This window comes from Deltaproteobacteria bacterium, from assembly GCA_016219225.1.
Taxonomy (GTDB): domain Bacteria; phylum Desulfobacterota; class RBG-13-43-22; order RBG-13-43-22; family RBG-13-43-22; genus RBG-13-43-22.
This window is the reverse complement of record JACRBX010000291.1, coordinates 1-18,761: the sequence shown is the minus strand read 5'-3', so window position 1 is coordinate 18,761 and position 18,761 is coordinate 1. Positions and strand designations below refer to the sequence as shown.

The 18,761-nt window shown below is 46.1% G+C and carries 19 protein-coding genes; 18 read left to right on the top strand and 1 reads right to left on the bottom strand.

Annotated features, from left to right (window positions below):
• The 6 genes from HY879_23920 to HY879_23895 all read left to right on the top strand — a co-directional run.
• Positions 1 to 897: HD domain-containing protein (locus tag HY879_23920; protein ID MBI5606393.1), on the top strand; the 897-nt coding region annotated here is incomplete at its 5' end.
• The gene (locus tag HY879_23915; protein MBI5606392.1) at positions 876 to 1,433 is read left to right on the top strand and encodes a PilZ domain-containing protein; all 558 of its coding nucleotides are present in this window, start codon (positions 876 to 878) and stop codon (positions 1,431 to 1,433) included. The genes HY879_23920 and HY879_23915, both read left to right, overlap by 22 nt.
• On the top strand, positions 1,423 to 2,205 hold the full coding sequence (locus tag HY879_23910; GenBank protein ID MBI5606391.1) for a HAMP domain-containing histidine kinase: 783 nt from the start codon (positions 1,423 to 1,425) through the stop codon (positions 2,203 to 2,205). Before HY879_23915 ends, HY879_23910 begins: the two co-directional genes overlap by 11 nt.
• A gap of 11 nt (positions 2,206 to 2,216) precedes the next feature.
• Positions 2,217 to 3,065, top strand: coding sequence for a flagellar motor stator protein MotA (motA, locus tag HY879_23905; protein ID MBI5606390.1), 849 nt, complete (start codon positions 2,217 to 2,219; stop codon positions 3,063 to 3,065).
• A complete protein-coding gene (locus HY879_23900) occupies positions 3,062 to 3,922 on the top strand; it encodes an OmpA family protein (protein ID MBI5606389.1) in 861 nt (286 codons plus the stop codon). Before motA ends, HY879_23900 begins: the two co-directional genes overlap by 4 nt.
• Positions 3,923 to 4,114: 192 nt before the next feature.
• Positions 4,115 to 4,606, top strand: a complete 492-nt coding sequence (locus HY879_23895) for a hypothetical protein (protein MBI5606388.1) — start codon at positions 4,115 to 4,117, stop codon at positions 4,604 to 4,606.
• A gap of 27 nt (positions 4,607 to 4,633) precedes the next feature.
• Here HY879_23895 and HY879_23890 read toward each other — a convergent pair whose 3' ends face one another.
• On the bottom strand, positions 4,634 to 5,842 hold the full coding sequence (locus HY879_23890) for a tetratricopeptide repeat protein (protein ID MBI5606387.1): 1,209 nt from the start codon (positions 5,840 to 5,842) through the stop codon (positions 4,634 to 4,636).
• 295 nt (positions 5,843 to 6,137) lie between these two features.
• Here HY879_23890 and HY879_23885 point away from each other — a divergent pair, with 295 nt between their 5' ends.
• From HY879_23885 to HY879_23830, 12 genes are all read left to right on the top strand, one after another.
• The gene (locus HY879_23885; protein MBI5606386.1) at positions 6,138 to 7,130 is read left to right on the top strand and encodes a GDP-mannose 4,6-dehydratase; all 993 of its coding nucleotides are present in this window, start codon (positions 6,138 to 6,140) and stop codon (positions 7,128 to 7,130) included.
• Positions 7,131 to 7,196: 66 nt separating this feature from the next.
• Positions 7,197 to 7,787 (top strand): NUDIX domain-containing protein, encoded by a 591-nt coding sequence (locus HY879_23880; GenBank protein MBI5606385.1) that lies wholly within the window; start codon positions 7,197 to 7,199, stop codon positions 7,785 to 7,787.
• Entirely contained in the window at positions 7,777 to 9,252 is a 1,476-nt protein-coding gene (locus HY879_23875; protein MBI5606384.1) for a cobalamin B12-binding domain-containing protein, read from the top strand. Before HY879_23880 ends, HY879_23875 begins: the two co-directional genes overlap by 11 nt.
• A gap of 15 nt (positions 9,253 to 9,267) precedes the next feature.
• Positions 9,268 to 10,110, top strand: a complete 843-nt coding sequence (locus HY879_23870; protein ID MBI5606383.1) for an FkbM family methyltransferase — start codon at positions 9,268 to 9,270, stop codon at positions 10,108 to 10,110.
• A gap of 33 nt (positions 10,111 to 10,143) precedes the next feature.
• The gene (locus tag HY879_23865; protein ID MBI5606382.1) at positions 10,144 to 10,929 is read left to right on the top strand and encodes a transketolase; all 786 of its coding nucleotides are present in this window, start codon (positions 10,144 to 10,146) and stop codon (positions 10,927 to 10,929) included.
• Entirely contained in the window at positions 10,913 to 11,776 is an 864-nt protein-coding gene (locus HY879_23860) for a hypothetical protein (protein MBI5606381.1), read from the top strand. The genes HY879_23865 and HY879_23860 overlap by 17 nt, the downstream gene beginning before the upstream one ends.
• A complete protein-coding gene (locus HY879_23855) occupies positions 11,773 to 12,822 on the top strand; it encodes an FkbM family methyltransferase (protein ID MBI5606380.1) in 1,050 nt (349 codons plus the stop codon). The genes HY879_23860 and HY879_23855 overlap by 4 nt, the downstream gene beginning before the upstream one ends.
• Positions 12,823 to 12,829: 7 nt before the next feature.
• Complete coding sequence (locus HY879_23850; GenBank protein MBI5606379.1) at positions 12,830 to 13,342, top strand: dTDP-4-dehydrorhamnose 3,5-epimerase family protein; 513 nt, start codon at positions 12,830 to 12,832, stop codon at positions 13,340 to 13,342.
• Positions 13,335 to 14,312, top strand: coding sequence for a class I SAM-dependent methyltransferase (locus tag HY879_23845; protein ID MBI5606378.1), 978 nt, complete (start codon positions 13,335 to 13,337; stop codon positions 14,310 to 14,312). The genes HY879_23850 and HY879_23845 overlap by 8 nt, the downstream gene beginning before the upstream one ends.
• A gap of 15 nt (positions 14,313 to 14,327) precedes the next feature.
• A complete protein-coding gene (locus tag HY879_23840; protein ID MBI5606377.1) occupies positions 14,328 to 15,326 on the top strand; it encodes a kinase in 999 nt (332 codons plus the stop codon).
• 5 nt (positions 15,327 to 15,331) lie between these two features.
• Positions 15,332 to 16,030, top strand: coding sequence for an NTP transferase domain-containing protein (locus HY879_23835; protein MBI5606376.1), 699 nt, complete (start codon positions 15,332 to 15,334; stop codon positions 16,028 to 16,030).
• A gap of 2 nt (positions 16,031 to 16,032) precedes the next feature.
• Positions 16,033 to 18,603 carry a hypothetical protein gene (locus HY879_23830; protein ID MBI5606375.1) on the top strand — a complete coding sequence of 857 codons (2,571 nt, stop codon included), beginning with the start codon at positions 16,033 to 16,035 and terminating at the stop codon, positions 18,601 to 18,603.
• Positions 18,604 to 18,761 lie beyond the last annotated feature (158 nt).

The following is an 18,761-nucleotide window of genomic DNA, read 5'->3' as shown; positions in this document are numbered from 1 at the left end:
GTCGCCACGACCCTTTTTACATCCATTTTGAAAACCCGAACCTACTATCTGGCCACTCTGGGGGAGATCAATCCCCATACCGGCCAGCCTCTGTCCTATCCTTTCATGTCTCTTCCGTTTTTAATTAAAGACGAGGTCTTCGGGTTGTTGAGCTTAGCCAATAAGGTGGGGGGCGCTTCTTTTACCGATGATGATATTTCACTGGCCTTAACCCTGGTCAACAAAACCGCTCTTCGCATCGAAAACAATGTCCTATACGAGATCGTTTATAACAATTTGGTCAACAGTTTAAAAGCACTCGTTATCAGTATCGAAGCCAGAGATCCCTACACCCGGGATCATTCCGAGCGGGTAACCGCCTATGCCCTGCAAACCGCCGAAGTCTTTGGCATGAGCGAAGAGGATAAAGATGCCCTGAAATTCGGAGGCTATCTTCATGATATCGGCAAAATCGGGATCAGAGACGGCGTCTTGTTAAAACCAGGTCCCTTAACCGAAGCCGAACAAGCCGATGTGCGGTTGCACCCCATTATCGGGGACAATATCTTAAAACCCTTAATGTTTTTTCCAAAAGAACGGGAAATTATCCGCTATCATCATGAACATTATGATGGCAAGGGCTATCCGGAAGGACTTTCCGGGGAACAGATCCCTTTGATTGCCCGGGTCCTGGCCGTGGCCGATGCTTATGACGCCATGACCTCTTCCCGTCCTTATCGGAAAGCCATGACCCATAACCAGGCCATCAGGGAAATTAAACGAGGCGCCTGTACCCAGTTCGATGAAAAAATCGTTCAGGCCTTCCTGCAAACCTCGATCGGTTCGGGGGGAGACCAGAAAAAAAACATTCCGAATAAAATGGAGGAAAAGAAAACATGGGACGTCCTCCCGAATTGACCGGAGAAGATAAAAGAGAGGCCTTCCGTATCGATGATTCCTTGCCGGTCATGATTCACGCGGTCGAAGACCTCGAATCCTCTTCCGCCGAGGAACTGGACCTGGCGGATTGGGAGGAATTATCGCTTTCGGACGCTCAAGGGGAAAACCTTAATCCCCTTCTCCGGAAGATGTTGATTGCGATGAACAAAAAACTGGATCGGGTTTTAGAAAGGCTTCCTGTTGATTTGGTCAAGGTCAAGGCCCAACCGATCAACCTTAGTTCTGCTGGAATACGGGTGGTTGATAAGAAAAAATTCAAGCCCGAGCAAGAAGTCAGAATCAAAATGCTGTTGCCGACTCTTCCGGTTCAAGAAATCTTAGTAAGCGGTAAGGTGGTCCGGGTTGCCTCCTTGAAAAATGGCCAGTATGAGGTGGCGTTCCGTTTCCATGATCTGGACGAAGAGGTAAAAGATGAGATTATTCAATTTATCTTAAAGCAACAACGGAAGGCCATTATGGCCCGAAGGCAACAAAGAGAAACAGATGGATCCTAAAAAACCAAAGACATCGGATCGACCACGAACCGGATCCCAGGGTGAAATCTCTCCGGATAAATTGGAGCCTCTTTGGTTACAACAGGAACTAATCCGGTTAGGGACGTTGATTATGATCGGAAGGATTACCCCGGAGGTCATTCACGATATTAATAACCAATTGACCGGGATATTAGGGTACGCCGAATTGCTCTCCATGAAAAAGGTTGAAGACCCGAGCATCAAAAACGGGCTGAAATCCATCTATCTTTCGGCCGAACGATGCAAAGATTTGTTGGCTAATTTATTGTCTTTTTCGCGTCAGGAAAACTCATTAATCAGTTTGGCCGATGTCAATGAAGTTATTGAAAAAACCATTGAATTGCGCAGTTGCGGCTTACGGCACCAACAAATCGGAATTATGAAGGACTTGGGCAGCGATATTCCCGTCATTCCCATGGATGTCAATCAATTACAGAGACTCATCATGCATCTGGTTTTTATTGCCGAGGAAGCCTTAGGACATCGGTCCCAGGAGAAAAAAATTTTTATGCATACGGTCTTTAGCCCTCAGAACCAGGCGGTAACTATAAAGATCAAACAGAATGGTGCCTTCATTTCCGGAGATCTTTTTCTTCAATCAAATCTCCTGACCGGATCAGCGGATCTGGAAATCGGTTTCAGTATAGTTGAAATCCGGCAATTGCTCAATGAATTAAAAGGAAGCATTGAAATAGAAAACGTTGAAGGTGAAGGCTCGGCCTTTGTGATCCATTTACCGGTTAAGGGATAGGCTTAAAGACTATGTTCGCAATCATCGGAATCGTTGTGGTCATCGGGGCGGTGTTGGGCGGTTATCTCATGGAGCACGGCAATTTGGGGGTTATTTTCCAGCCGGCCGAAATGGTGATTATCTTCGGATCGGCCATAGGATCGTTTTTAGTGGCCTCTCCTTCCAAAGTCGTCGGATTGGTTTTTGGACATATAGCCGCCATTTTTTCCGGAAAGGCACGGAGTAAAGCCGATTATCTGGAACTGCTTTCCCTGATGAACCGCCTTTTCATGAAAATTCGAAAAGACGGTCTGATCTCCATTGAAGCCGATATCGAAACCCCGGCCAAAAGCCCGCTTTTCTCCAAATATAAAAGCCTTATTTCCAATCATAAGGCCGTTGATTTTATCTGCGACAATCTCAAAGTCATCATTTCATCCAATATGCCCCCCCATGAAATGGATAATTTGATGGATGTCGATATCGAGGCCCATCAGCATGAAACCATGATTCCCTCCCTTAGCGTGGCCAAGGTCGCTGATTCCCTGCCGGGATTCGGTATTGTAGCCGCTGTCCTGGGAGTCGTTCTGACCATGGGTAAGATCGATCAGCCGCCGGCCGTTTTGGGGCAAAGCATCGGCGCGGCCCTGGGGGGAACTTTTTTAGGGGTCTTTATGTGTTATGGCTTTGTCGGGCCCATGGCCGCCAATCTGGAACATCAGGCCAAAGAGGATGAGGCTTATTACCACGTTATCAAGGTGGCCATGGTAGCCTTTGTGGGGGGGGCGGCCCCCCAGTTATCGGTAGAATTCGGAAGAAGGGCCATTCCGGGTAAGGAAAGACCAACCTTTAATGAATTAGAGACCTTTCTGAGAAAATGAAACAAGAAAAAATCATCATCAAGAAAGTAAAGGCCAAAGGGCACGGGGGGGGGCACCACGGCGGAGAATGGAAAGTGGCCTATTCCGATTTTATAACAGCCATGATGGCCTTTTTTCTGCTTATGTGGTTGATTGCCATCCTTTCCCCGGAGAAGAAAACAACCATGGCCCAGTATTTCAAGGATTTCAGTTTTATGCAGCAGGGTGGGGCCGGTTTCCTGGATAGGAATTCCGGGCTCATGGGCGAAGGCGGTACGGATAAATCCAATTTTAACAGCGAAATTCCCAAAGGTGGGCCCCAGCTTTTAAGCCGGGAGGAATTGCGGGACCAATTAAAGAAAGATATCGAAACGAAACTGAAGGAAGTCAAGGATCAGATCCTGGTCGATATTTTTGAAGGGGGAATACGGGTCCAAATGATTGATAAAGATGGTAATCCCATGTTTGCCCTGGGGAGTTCCTCGCTGACCGATAGTGCCAGAAAGATCATTAAAGTCATCGCCAAGAATATAAAAGACCAGGGAAGTCAGGTGGCCATTGAAGGTCATACCGATGCGTTGAACTATTCCACCACCAAGTACACCAATTGGGAGCTATCGACGGAACGGGCTTCAGCGGCCAGAAAAGAACTGGAATCCGAAGGTCTTGATGCCGACAAGCTCATCCGGGTGGCTGGGTATGCCTCAAAAGAACCCCTTATCAGAGATAACCCAAATGATCCGCGGAACCGGAGGATTTCCATTATCCTCCTTTATAATGCTTCCAATAAGAATACTCCCATTCCGCTTCCGGGAAGCGGTTTGCCTGCCCAACTTATAGGGGACTATAATAAAACCAAACCCCTTTCCCCTTCATAGGCACCTTTTGAACCTAAAAAGGGGGGAAAGAAAAAAACAGGCCTGGCAAAATTTTTTGGCGCCTTTGTTAAAAAAATTTAAGTTTCTAAATAGTATTCCGATAATAGAAGTAAGGGGGAAAAACGATCAGACGCCGACCCTTGACATGATAGATTTAAAAACACCTTCCATCTTTTCTCAGGGAGGTAGCCTATGAATGTTCAAAAAATTCAAAGTATTTATTTGCAGGTTGGAGAAGCATTCTCTAATAAGACAAAAAGTTTTCCCCAAAAGGCTGTTGCCAGGAATAGCGATCCGATACCGCAACCCGATGCCCTGCCGCATATCAGTCCAGCAGCGTTGAATCTCCATCGAATTGACCAAACCCTGTCTGATTTGGAAAAAATGGTGTCAAAAATGATCAGTCAGTTACTGGAAATGCGGCGCACCTTACCCCCGTTTAAGCCGGAAGATGCCGAAAGGGTCCGGATTTTAAGAGGTTATATCGGGCTGCGGCATTTAATTGACAAACTTACTATTCCCCCTCCGGCCAAAACAGAATGGATCAAGGAAGGAATTAATCTGCCGGAATTGAGTGAGAAGTCTACGGACCTTGAAGTCGATAGGGCGGTGACCGATCTCGAAAAATCCATAATGTTTATTCAAAATAAACGATCTTACTTAGGGGCCTTATTAGAGAGTTAAACATTTTCGAACCATAAATTCCTTTAATCAAGCAATCAAGGAAAAACCGCTGTATTCATCCGCATTGGGGTCCATGTTCTTGCCATAGGCGTCTTTACCGGTAAATCTGAACAGCATATGGGCAGGATCGATTGTTCCATCTCCAGTGCTATTTTGGGAGATGGAAAAATACAAAAGGGCCGTTCTGACCGTCGGATCATAGATAACCTTGGACGGTCCAGTCGGAAAGGAAACCTCTGTAGAAGGAATCGAGTTACCATAATTGTAATTTTCCAAGTAATATTCACCTCTTTGTTTTTCCATCTGCCAATTACTCAAACTTTCCACGGAATCGATATCCATATCCTTGGAAAAGGTGAACGACATCTTATATTCTTTCGTGGCATTCCCTGCCGATAGGGTTGAATCCAGGGCAGAAACATGGGTCCCCGGTCCGGAATAGAAAGCAAAGCTGTTCGGGCTGTAGGCCAAAATAATTTTGGGGTCGGCGGACTGTAGCATGTATGCTTCAAGTTCCATGGATTGAGAGGCGGCACCTAACCTTTGAAGGATTGTCAATTGGTTCTGGGCCTGATCCATGTCTCCCATATCAATATAAGTATATCCCATCTCCAGATAGGCATTGGCAAACCCATTGTCCAGTTTAACCGCCTTGTTAAGTTGTTCAAGGGCCTCATTATATTGTCCTAAGGATCGGAGTACCTGGCCCCTTCCAAAAACACCGACAGGACTGTTCGGGGTAAGCCGGCTTACTTCAATAAATTGATTTTCGGCTTCTTTCAACCGACCATCTGACAAATAGGCCAGGCCTAACGAGAAGCGATTATCGGCTGAGTGGGGATTTAATCGTACCGCTTCAGTATATGCCTCTATGGCTTCACCATATTGGCCACGTTTAAAATAGAGGTCGCCCAGGCTGAGACGAAAAGTGTCGTCGATTGGAAAGGTCTTAACCGCCGCTTTGGTGGTCTTTATCGCATCGTCGGTCTTTCCCATTTTTAAATAGGCCTGGGACAGGTATTCGTAGGCCTTGGGGGAGTTGTCCGAAAAAGGAGCGAACCCTATGGCCCTCTTGAATTCCATGGCCGCTCCCGCGTAGTCTTTTCCGGTGTATCGGTCAATTCCTCTTGAAAGGGCACTGTTGGCCAGGCTATCAAGCTGGGTCTGCGAATTGGACGTAGTGGAGAAAAGAGAATCTATTTGAGTCGCTTCGGATAATCCCCAACTCGAAGACATAATACCCTCCTGTGATGAATCGGTCCTTAATTGTTTATCGGTAACTCCTCTTAAGAACTTTAAAAAAATTCCTGTTAATGATGCCAATTAATTGACGCCGGACAGCACTTTTTTCTGAATTTGTCTTTCACGGTCGGGGTAGGTGACAATTAACAAAATATTTTACTTTTAAATCAATATGTTAGCAAAATGACAGAAAAAAAATTTTATAAGCCTATACTGGCAGCATATTTGCAAAATAGCTCCATAGGATGACATTCCTAAAATTGGAAACAAATAAGGAGTCATTTAGTTCATGAGAATACTAATAACAGGAATTACCGGGTTTGTGGGCAGCCATTTGGCAGAGTATGTCCTCGGCCTCAAGGAAAGGCATTCCCTCTTCGGTTTGTGTCGATGGCGTAGCCCGAAGGACAACTTAGAAAAAATATATAACAAGGTTAGTCTGTTGGAAGCTGATCTGTGCGACCTGAGCGGGCTGATTCGTCATATTAAAACCGTAAAGCCTCATGTTATTTTTCATTTGGCGGCCCAAAGTTATGTTTTGACCAGCTTTAATACCCCGATCCAAACACTTTGGGCCAATGTTATCGGAACCACCAATCTCCTCGAGGCCGTCAGAATCACCGGGGTTGATCCAGTAATCCATATCTGTTCTTCCTCCGAGGTTTATGGGCAGGTGAGTGAGGCTGATATTCCCATTAAAGAAACTTGTCCCTTTAGGCCGGCTTCTCCCTATGCCGTCAGCAAAGTCGGGGAAGATATGATTGGCTATCAGTACTGGATTTCCCATCAAATACGTACCATTCGGACCCGTATGTTTACACACACAGGTCCGAGAAGGGGGGATGTGTTTGCCTTTTCCTCTTTCGCAAAGCAGATTGCCGCAGCCGAGTTGGGTTTGAAAGAGCCGGTCGTTCGAGTAGGCAACCTTAAATCCGTGCGAACGATCTGCGATGTAAGGGACGCGGTTAAGGCCTATTGGATCATGGTACAAAGATGCCGGCCGGGAGAGGTCTATAACATAGGGGGGAAACAGACGGTGACAATCGGTGAAGGTCTGGAAAAATTGCTTTCCTTTTCCTCAAAGAAATTGAAGGTCAAGGTCGACCCGACCCTTTTACGTCCCTCTGATGTGACTTTGCAGATTCCAAGCACCGAAAAGTTTTCCGAAGAAACCGGCTGGAAGCCGGAAATTTCCTTGGAGAAAACCTTAAGAGATATACTCGACTTCTGGAGAGAAGAATTAAAACGTTCTCCCTGGAAGGCCTTGACGGTCGAAAAATAAAAAGGGGTCCGCTTTTTTTTGAAACACCATTATACAAGAGGAAATTCTTTCCTCAGGGGAAAGAAAGTGTCTCCGAGTTTGCCGGACAGTCCCCCGCCGTTGTTGTGTCCCGACTTGGAACCGGTTCTGCTTATGCATCGGAACGCCTGGTTCAAGGTGCTCTCCAGGGGCGCATACTTCAGCATTGAATATGAACGCCCCCAGGTTGTGGTGCTGCCTGTCCTGGAGGGCCGGGCGATTATTATGATTCGAGTGAAACGCCCATTGATCGATGATTGTCCCTTGGAACTTCCGGCCGGCGACTCTCAGGAGGGAGAAACCCCGAGGATGGCAGCCAGACGGGAGTTCGCCGAGGAGACAGGCCTTTTTATCAAAGACCCTTTACGCTTTGAATCGGATCTGCCTGTTTCAGAAATGCCCGGAAGAATACCGGTCCTGCTGAGCGTCTTTAAGGTCGAGGTAAGCCAAGCGGAGTTTGACACCCGTCGGCCTCATGACGAAGAGGTCGTCTCGGTAGTGGCCGTCCCCTTTCTGGAGGCGATCCAAAAACTGGTCAATGGTGAGATCTATCTGTGCTCCCCGGTGGCCCTGGTGGCCCGCTTTCTTTTAAATCGATACCTGGCAGGTCCAGACAAGGAGCGCGCTGTTGAAAGATAACCCGGACATCATTCTGGTCAACGTGGGAGGGACGCGCAAACAGGTCTATCAGGACCTGAGCAAGGTCTTCTCAGCCATCGATACCCCCTTCTGGGCGGCCCTGACCGCAGGCTATCTTCGGAATAAAGGAATTAATTGCGATATCCTGGATGCCAATGCCCTGAATTTGGATTTTGATGAAACGGTTGAGTCCTTGGCCATGGCCAATCCGAAAATAATTGCCATCGTCTGTTACAGTCAACAGGCCAATGTCTCCGCACCCATTATGGTAGCCGTGGGACAATTGTGCCTGAAGATAAAGGACTCCATACCCCAATCCAAATTGGTGCTAACCGGCTGGCATCCCTCCGCCCTTCCGGAGCGAACCCTGCGAGAAGAGGCTTGTGATATTGTAGTTCAAGGGGAAGGCTTCCATACGCTTGCCGATCTTTTGAGCGGAAAGCAATATCCCGAGATTAAAGGCCTTTGGTGGAAAGAGGGCCAAGAAATTCTTCATGGTCCATCTCCTGAAAACATCCGGGATCTCACCTCCGAGCTGCCCGATGTGGCCTGGGACCTTTTGCCCATGGATCGTTACCGGGCCTTCAGTTGGATGTGCCTCAGGGACTTCAGCCAGCGGACGAAATTCGCCTCTCTATTCACCAGCCTCGGCTGTCCCTACAAGTGCAGTTTCTGCGCCATCCATGCCACCTACGGAGAGCACCGGATCCGCTATTGGAGCCCTGAATGGGTCTTGAGACAAATTGATATCCTTGTGAATCACTATGGGGTAAGACACCTCAATATTCATGATGAGCTTTTTGTCTTTAATCCCAAACACTACTTGCCCATCGCCGAAGGACTGATCGAGAGAGGGTATGACCTCAATATCAACGCCTTTGCCCGGGTAGACGTCCTCGATAAGATCGCTATAGAGAACCTGATTACCTTGAAGAAAGCCGGATTTCACTGGCTTAAGCTGGGTATTGAAACGGGAAATACCCGGATCAGGGCCAATGTCGGAAAAGATTCCTATAATGTCGATGCCGTCCGCAACGCTGTGGCCAAGGCGCACGTCGTGGGAATCGATTTCTGTGCCAATTTCATGTTCGGTCTTCCGGGTGACGACTATGGCTCCATGCAGGACACTTTGAATCTATCCCTGGAATTGATGCCGGCCTTCCCGAGCTTTTTCTGCGCTATGGCCATTCCGGGGTCGGACCTCTACGCCGAAGCCCTAAAAAAAGGGGGTGATCTCCCGGAAACCTGGTTAGGGTATGCCTCCCAGGGGTACGAATTCAAACCCCTGCCGACGGAATATCTGACAGCGGCCCAGGTCCTGGAATTCAGAGACTATGCCTTTGACGCCTACTTCAAAAACCCCAGGTACCTCCATTGGATTGAGACCAAATTCGGGTCGGAGGCCAGGGCGCATCTACAGGAAATGACCGCCATAAGGCTTAGGCGAAAGCTTCTTGAAGATTAAAGGGATTCCCAAGCGATGAAAAAAGACCTCGACGAACAGTGGTTGTATAATCAGACCAAGGATGATGAAAGCCTGCGGGCACTGACAACCATCCTTCAGCAGCGGCAGTATGTCTATGAGCATAACCGATTTATCGGAGGGGACACCCTTTCCTCCCTGAATCTTGACCGTTACCGGGTTTGGTTCCGGGGATGTAGCGCTTTTTCAACCCTGGAGGTTTATTACGAGATTTTCAAAGAAGAAAACCATTTTCTCTTACCGGAATTCTCGGGTCTGAACGAAACCGTCGTTATTGATATCGGGGCCAATGAGGGATTTTATGCCCTGAAAATTAAGGAGCGCAATCCTGCCTGCCGGGTGATCTGCGTGGAGCCGAATCCCTATCTGTTCGAGGTGATGCAAAACAACGTGGAATCAAACCGGCTCAACAACATAGAATTGGTCAACAAAGCCTTGGCCGCAAACCAGGGGACCAGCCGCTTTGATATAATTAAAGAGATAGGTCCTATCGGGGGTCGGGGTCTGAAACTGGTTGACCGGCCCTGGCTCCGCGAAGAATTTATTCGATCCATCCAGGTGGAAACCGCAACCCTGGATGATCTCTTCGCCCGCTTTGATCTCCCCGGGGCCGGCATTCTAAAAATAGACGTCGAAGGAATGGAGCTTGAAGTATTAGATGGCGCCCGGACCTGCCTGGCCTTGGTGGACAAAGTGGTCATTGAACGACATAGCCGAAATCTGAGGGACGGAGTCGTTGACTTTCTCACGGCTCATGGATTTAGGCTTGTTTATGAGGAAGACCCTGATATCACGCGTTATTACGGCGATCTATATTTCATAAAAAGAAAGGGTAACTGAAACCAACCGGTCTAAAGGCTTCTGAAAAGGCATATGGATAACCTATCAAAAGAAATAAGGGAAAACATCCTCCGTATCTCAAACCACAGCGGGCATGGTCATATCCCCACTTGTTTTTCAATCGTTGAGATGCTTCGAGCCGTTTATGAAACCATGCGGCACGAACCGAAACTTCCGGCCTGGGAGGAAAGGGATATTTTCATATTAAGCAAGGGGCATGGAGCCCTTGGACTTTATTGCACCCTGGCCCAATACGGCTATTTCCCCATCTCCGAAGTCTTTAGTTTCGGTTCCTTTGAGTCGATGTTCGGCTGTCATGCTGACCGTTTCAAGGTTCCGGGGGTTGAGCTTTCGACCGGTTCCCTTGGCCATGGCATCGGGGTGGCCACCGGAATGGCCTTGGGGTTCAAGCTGTCTGCCGGTTCGAGACGGGTTTATGTGCTTATCGGAGACGGAGAATCCAATGAAGGAACGGTATGGGAGGCGGCCATGGTGGCCGCCAATCTTGGGCTTCATAATCTGACCGTTCTTTTCGATAACAATTGCTCCCAATCCCGGTGTCTGCCCATTGTCAATCCGGAAGCCAAATTCGCTTCTTTTGGTTTTGAAGTGGAATCGGTGGATGGCCATGACCTATCCGCCTTGAAAAAGGCCATCGGGAATTCCGGAAACGGATCCCCGCGCCTGATTGTGGCCCACACCGTTAAAGGGATGGGCTGTCCCACCCTGGTCCGGGAAGTTTTTGCCTGGCACCGACGGAGTCCCAACCGCGATGAACTGGAAACACTTTTAGGTGAACTGAATGAGACGTCAGTTTAAGGATACGGTATCAAAGATCGCCGAAGGAGACGACAGGTTGGTCCTCCTCTTTGGCGATATCAGCGTCTATCTTTTTAATGACTTCCATGAAATATATCCGGACCGACTGTTCAATCTCGGTATTTGCGAGAACACGCTTATCAGCATGGCCGCGGGGATGAGCGCCGCCGGTTTTCATCCGGTTGTCCATACGATCACCCCCTTCGTCACGGAACGAAGTTATGAACAGGTCAAACTGGATTTGTGTTACAACCGTTTCGGCTCAACGATAGTGACCTGCGGCGGTTCATTTGATTATGCCTGGGATGGGGCAACCCATCATTGTTATACCGATCTGGAGTTGATGAGGATGCTTCCCGGCATGGAGGTCATGCAACCCGGCTCCAAGAAGGAATTCGATGTCTTGCTTTCGAGATGTTATAATAATGGCCATCCCTCCTATCTGCGGATTGCCGCCGACGAACATGGAATGGATCTGCCCGTTGAATTTGGAAAGGGGGTCATTGTAAAGGAAACGCCCGGAACAAATCTTACCGTCGCAACGGCCGGACCCCTTCTGGGCAATGTTCTTTCGGCCTGCAGGGATCTGCCGGTCAATGTCCTGTATTTTCATACCCTAAAACCCATGGATAGTGCACTTTTGGAACGTTTTGCCGAAACCAGAATCCTGGTCGTTCACGATGCCTTCGGGCTCTTTGAGGGCATCAATGCCTGCTGTTCCGTTAAAGCCCTGTATCACGGATTGCCCGATGCCTTCTGTGGTTATTACGGCACGCTCCAAGATATTCGCAAACAACTCGGGCTCGACCCCGAAGGGATAAAAAGCTGGATACGAGAACTTTTGTGAACATCATGATTTCCATCGAATGCTTAGACAAAAATATCGATTTTCAAAAAACCAGCCTTTTTCATTCTTTTAAAGAAAGGCCGCTGGGTTTCATCGATATCGGCAGTGCCGGTGGGGTTCATCCCCTGATTGCCCCTGTGGCCTCTTTGACCCACTGCACCTGCTTTGAGCCCGACGAAAGGGCCTGTCAGGAACTCAGGGATAAATACGGCCATGGGGGGCCTTTTCCGACGCTTTCCATTGTCAATACGGCCATCGGAAGCAAGACGGGCAACGGAACCCTGTATATGACCGAAAGTCCGGTCAATACATCCTTGCTAAAGCCCAATGAGGAGTTGGTAACTCGATATAAGGTGGCCGGGTTTCGGTTACAAAAAGTTGGCGATATTAAAACCAGCACCTTGGATGATGTCGTCTTCGGGGGCGGTAACAGAGAGATGCCTTTGGGGGAAGTTATAAAAATGGATTGCCAGGGGGCCGAACATCAAATTATTCAAGGTGCCCGAAGGGTTTTAAAGGAACAATGCCTGGCCGTCTGGTGCGAATTCGAGTTCTTCCCCATGTATCGGAACCAAAAATTATTTTCAGAGGTCGACCTTTTACTAAGACAGGAAGGGTTTCAACTGTATGGGTTGTATCCCAACTATATTTCCGCAAAAAAAATCGATCGAAGAAAATACAACTCCGAAGAACGTCTGGCCTGGGCGGACGCCTTCTACTTGAAAGATCCCTTGGAGGTCGACAATGAGCATTCGACTTTTTCGGCTCGGAATATTGAAGTGCTCCTCTTGGTCAGTATGTTAACCGGCTACTTTGACTATGCCCTGGAACTCATCGATGGCTATTATCAGACTAAAACCAACGATCAGGAACGCCTCAAAAAACTGGTTCTTGCTCTGGCGGAGGAGCAAAGAAAGGGGCTGGAAGCCGATTTGAAGCAGTTGTTGGTCGAATTTCAAAGGACCCCTGAGATGGGATATTTACTGGGTAAAAAATTTATCGATAAGCATAAATCCAACAACAATATCGATTTTATATCAATTTAAGGGACCTATGGAAGTCAAAAAAACAAACCTGGACGGTGTGTTGCTGATCAAAGTGGACTCCTTTGAAGATTTCCGAGGTGAATATCTGGAAACCTACAACGAACAAACCTATAGGGAAAAGGGGATCACGGTAAAATTCGTTCAAGATGACATCTCCGTTTCTTCGCAAAATGTCCTCAGGGGTATCCATGGAGATGCAGAGACCTGGAAGCTCATTTCCTGTCTTTATGGAAAATTTTACTTTGTAGTCGTAAATTGTGACACCCAATCGCATAATTTCGGGAAATGGCAATCCTTTACCTTGTCTGACAAAAACCGCTACCAGGTGTTGGTTCCGCCGAAATACGGCAATGCTCATTTGGTTTTAAGTCGTCAGACTATTTTTCATTATAAACAATCAACCTATTATAATTCGGCGGGCCAATTTACCTATACGTGGAATGAACCCAGGTTCAATATCTGGTGGCCGATTAAATTTCCAATTTTATCACAACGTGATGAGGCGGGCCATTTTGTCTGAATTTTCCGATATTCATCGAAATCATAATGATAAAAGGTCCACCGGCGATCTGAACGCCGAGGAGTTTGCTAATCTTCTCGGTATTCAAAGTTCGGAATTCTTGGTTGTCTGCGGACCTCTCATCGATCAGTACGATTTTCGCTACGATGCCGTTGAGGGAGAAGAACTCGAAACGACCATCTTGAAGGTAATAAAAGAAATAGACAACGGCCTTCATAAGCCTTCCGGCAAAGACCGAAAAGGGGATTGGGAAAAAGGATGGCAAGAAAATTGGGATGCATTCGTTTCCGGGGGATATGATGTTGACGCCTTAATCCCAAAATATATTTCAAAATACGGCATATCCCGGCTTTTATTCCGATATGTGAAACCTCACGATAAAATGTTTGAATTAAACTTTTATACCGTTTACCGCCACTATCTGTTTAAAAGGTTTCTTGGACCATTTCAAAACATTTTCGAGTTTGGCTGTGGAACCGGGTACAACCTGGTGATCATGAATCAACTCTTTCCGGACAAGTCTATCGTTGGTTTGGATTGGACGGAAAATTCCGTAAAGATAGCCGATGAATTGGGCAGGCGGCTAAAAGCGCAGATTAAGGGGAAGGAGTTTGATTTCTTCCGACCAGATTACGGGGTCGAGATCCCTGAAAATTCCGTAGTGATCACCTTGAATTCTCTTGAACAGCTCGGGGATAACTACTCGGCGTTTTTGGAATATCTCTTAAATAAAAAACCCGCTCTTTGCATAAATTCCGAACCGTTTCTTGAATTTTATTACGAGAATAATTTACTCGACTATCTGGCCATTCGGTATCACAAGTCCAGAAATTATTTAGCCGGATACTACGATGCACTGAAACAACTTGAAATAGAAGGCAGGATACGGATCAGCCGTTTACAGCGGGTTCCTGTTGGAAATTTATTTCATGAAGGATTCTCCTTCATCGTCTGGAATGTAGTCCAATAATGTGAGGTATAGGCCGTGATCATAACGCGAACCCCATTTAGAATATCTTTTTTCGGGGGCGGCACCGATTATCCCGTTTGGTACCGGGAACACGGTGGCGCCGTACTCAGCACGACCATCAATAAATACTGCTATATAAACTGTCGGTTTCTTCCGCCCTTTTTTACCTATAAGTACCTAATGCGTTACATTATTCGGGAAGAAACGACCTCCATTGAGGATATCAAACACCCTTCCGTCCGCGCCTGTCTCACCTATTTAAATATACCCAAAGGGGTCGAGATGACCTATACGGGAGATATCCCGGCCCAATCCGGAATGGGATCGAGTTCATCCTTCACGGTTGGTTTTCTAAATGCCTTGTATTCCTTATCCGGTAAGATGGTGACCAAACGGACCTTGGCGCGCGAGGCGCTTTACATCGAGCAGCAGGTGCTCGCGGAAAATGTCGGCGCCCAGGATCAGGTCGCCGCCGCCTTCGGGGGGTTAAATAAAATTGAATTCGGGGGCGAGCGGGATTTTTATGTTACACCCCTGCCGCTAAGCCGTGAAAAAGTCGATTATCTCCAAAGTCACCTTATGCTTTTTTTTACCGGCGTTTCCCGGAACGCTTCCGAAATCGCCGCCGAACAAATTAAGAACACTAACTCCAAGAAAATTGAGTTACGGACCATGCAGGTGATGGTGGATGAGGCCATCAGTATCTTAAATAATGGATCTAAAGACTTAGACGATTTTGGCAAACTCCTGAACGAAAGTTGGAGGATCAAAAGAAGTCTTACCGACCGGATTACCAGCAGCCGGATTGATGCTATTTATGATGCCGCTTTGAAGTCGGGGGCGTTAGGCGGAAAACTTCTAGGCGCCGGAGGTGGCGGTTTTATCCTGTTTTTCGTTAAACCGGACCATCAGCCCCTCTTAAAAGAAAAACTTAAAGACATATTATATGTACCCTTTGGCTTTGATGCTTTGGGAACGCAGGTGGTTATGTATTCAACCCAGGATTTTTATTAATTGATATGAAGGAAATCGACGCTGTCATACTTTGCGGAGGGTTGGGAAGCCGGTTAAAAAAGGTCGTCCATGACCGCCCTAAACCAATGGCTGAAATTCAAGGCCGTCCGTTTCTCGATATACTTATCGATCACACCGCTGCTTTCGGAATTACCCGATATATTCTCTGCACCGGATATATGGCAAATTGTATCGAACACTACTATGCCCAGACCACCGGACCACTAACCTTCTCATTTTCAAAAGAAAAAATTCCTCTTGGGACTGGCGGAGCGCTGAAAAATGCAGAGTCACTTATCAGGTCGAATCCTGTCTTGGTCTTGAATGGAGATTCATTTTGCCCGGTTGATTTGGACGGCTTTATTACCCATCATCGAGCTAAAAATGCACAGATAAGTTTGGTGGTTTCGGAAGCTAAGGACTCTTTTGATTTCGGATCTCTCTGGATGGATAAAAAGGGGAGAATAGTCGGCTTTCAAGAGAAAATAAACCATACCCAAAATTTAATCAATGCCGGAGTCTATCTCTTTGATAAAGAAATCTTTGCCCGGATTCCTCCTCATAAACGGTATTCGTTGGAACTTGATTTATTTCCGGATTTTGTAGGAAAAAAATTTTATGGATTTTTTTCAAACGAAAAAGTACTCGACATCGGTACACCTGAGCGTTATGAATTGGCGAAAAAATTGTTAGTGAGGAAATAGTCATGTCTCGGGATTTATTGATTAATGTCGTCTACGAACATTTACTGCAACATGAAGTTCATACAGTTCAGAGAGGTCTTGTTACCGTTCTCGTTACCGGGTTGCCAGTCAGTGGGGCTGATTTATATTTCTATTTTAATGCTAACAGCTTTCGGGGCAAACAACCAGGATTAAATATACTGTTCTTGTGCGAACCAATAGTTGTTTTGCCGGGACAATATGATGAAAAGATTTGGGATCATTTTGATTATATTTTTACACTTTATAATAAAGTGATCGATATGAATCCTGAAAAATTCAAAAAAGTCCTTCTTCCCAGGGTGGGATTTACTATAAACACACCGATAACAGAAAATATTGACCAGCGCAGGGGAAAATATCCTTTAGAAAATAGGAAGAATGCAATTTGCATGATTAATGGGAATAAGATATCCCGGGTGCCGGGGGAAGGATACTCTAAACGGATAGAGGCGGCACTTTGGTTTCATCTTTACTCCCATATCCCTTTTGACGTCTTCGGTAATCCCCCTTTTTCTCTTCCGAATTACAAAGGAGTTTTGCCAGCCGAGGAACGGTTTCCTACCCTGGCCAATTATAAATACGGTCTCTGTTTCGAAAACGTCATCCATCCCGAATACTCAATAGGGTATGTTGATAAAATTTTGGACTGCCTTGAATCGCGTACGATCCCGATTTATTTGGGGACCCCGGATATTAACAAGTATATTCCAGAAGAGTGTTTTATCGATTTTAGAAAATTCAAGAATTTTCGTGAATTGGATAACTTTCTACAATCGATTGATGATCGAATGTATCAAGGCTATATCGAAAATATCGACCGATGGGTTTTTCGGGGAGGACTGCGCCCTTTTTCGATGTATGGAAGTTATGACAAACTTGTGGAACTTCTTGCTGGTGTTACCGGGAATCAATTGTGTGATTTCTTTAACGACACGGAGGAATGGATACCAGGGCTAGCGTCATTCCATTTAAATCATCTTCAGATGACTGCATCGGCCGCTTCGGTTTGGACCTACCAATATCTGGCAACAGCTTGTTCACCACTGATTGATTACATAAAAAATGAACCTGAAATTTCTCCAGAAGCACGGGAACGATTAGAGCAGGTTAGGCAGTTAAAAAATGACGGGAAACTCCCAAAAGCCGCGACCGTCTTTGAGGCGGAATTATCCGAAGGGATATTTAATGGCGACCTTGTATATGAGTTTGCCCAAATTCTTATTGAAATGGGACGTTATAAAGAGTCTTTTGAACAATTGATGAGAGTGCTCATGCTTGATCCGGGTCATTCTCTGGCTCTGAATGACCTGGCCGCTTTATACATTCTAAAAAAGGATTTCAAACAGGGGGTGCAGTATCTTCATCGAGCCATTGATGCTGATAAGAATAATTATTCGGCTATTGAGAACCTTATCGATCTCCTTAGTAACCTCGGTTATAAAGATTATGTTCTTCAATTTACCCGTACCTTATTGGAACAGTCGCCTGGGGATGATCGATTAAAGGTCATTCTCCGAAAGCATAATCTTCCCACACGGTGTCAGAAACTTTTATTAAATGAGATTAAATCTCCGAATTTTTCTTTGTCCCCAGTTTTTTTAAACGAATTGTCGGAGATTTTTGAGGTTGATGCTTTTGTCGAAACAGGCACTTTTCTGGGTGGGACGACCCTTGAAGCCTCAAAGGTATTCAAATCCGTATATACGATCGAACTGAGTGAGGATCTGTTTAGGCAAGCTCAGCCCCGGTTCCTTGACAGAAAAAATATTCAGGCCTATCAGGGAGACTCGGGAGAACTCCTGCCGGATCTCCTGAAAAAGGTCAAAGGGAAAATTATCTTTTGGTTGGATGGGCATTACAGTGAAGGTCTTACCGCAAAAGCTGAAAAGAATTCACCTATTTTGGAAGAACTAAAAGCCATCAAAACAGCCGGTATTACTGATGCCATAATCCTCATAGATGATTTAAGAATGTTTCCTAATTCGTGGACCAGAGTTCCAGAAAATGACAGTCTGAACGGTTATCCGGCGATTCCTCAATTATTACAAGCCATTCAAGATATCAACCATGCTTATAATATTATGGTGCTCGGTGACATTTTATTAATCTTTCCGGTCGAATATGCCTTAACTTCGTCTCCCTTTATCCTTTCATGTACCCTGAGTCGATTATATGATGAAACCGAGGGAGAAAATGAACATATTTTAAAAGCTGAACAAACTATCGGTAAAGCAAAAGGAGAGGAACTTTTGATGATTAATAATTTGTTTTCTCTAACGACCTCTCCTGATTGCGCTGGATTGGGAGAGCATTATAAACTTTGGAAAGCCCTGAGCCTAATCGAGCATAATGATCTTGAAAATGCTTGTGAATTACTGGAAGCCCTTATTACAAATGGGTTTAACCATTGGAGAATACATTGGTATCTTGCCCAATCGGCTTTTCATTCAAAAAAAACCCAATTAGCTAAAAAAGAGCTTCAAGTGTTACTCCAAGAAAAACCGGAATTTCAAGAAGCTCAGAGTTTATCCAGGGATTTACAATTCCAATAATTTTCATTGAAATCAGGTGATAATATGATATCAAAATTGCGGGCCGCCGGACTCTGGAAAGACGGCTATCCCTTGCGGCTTCATTTGGGTTGCGGGGAAAATCACTTTGACGGCTATATTAATATAGACTATCCACCTTCCGATCATTCCGTTCAAGC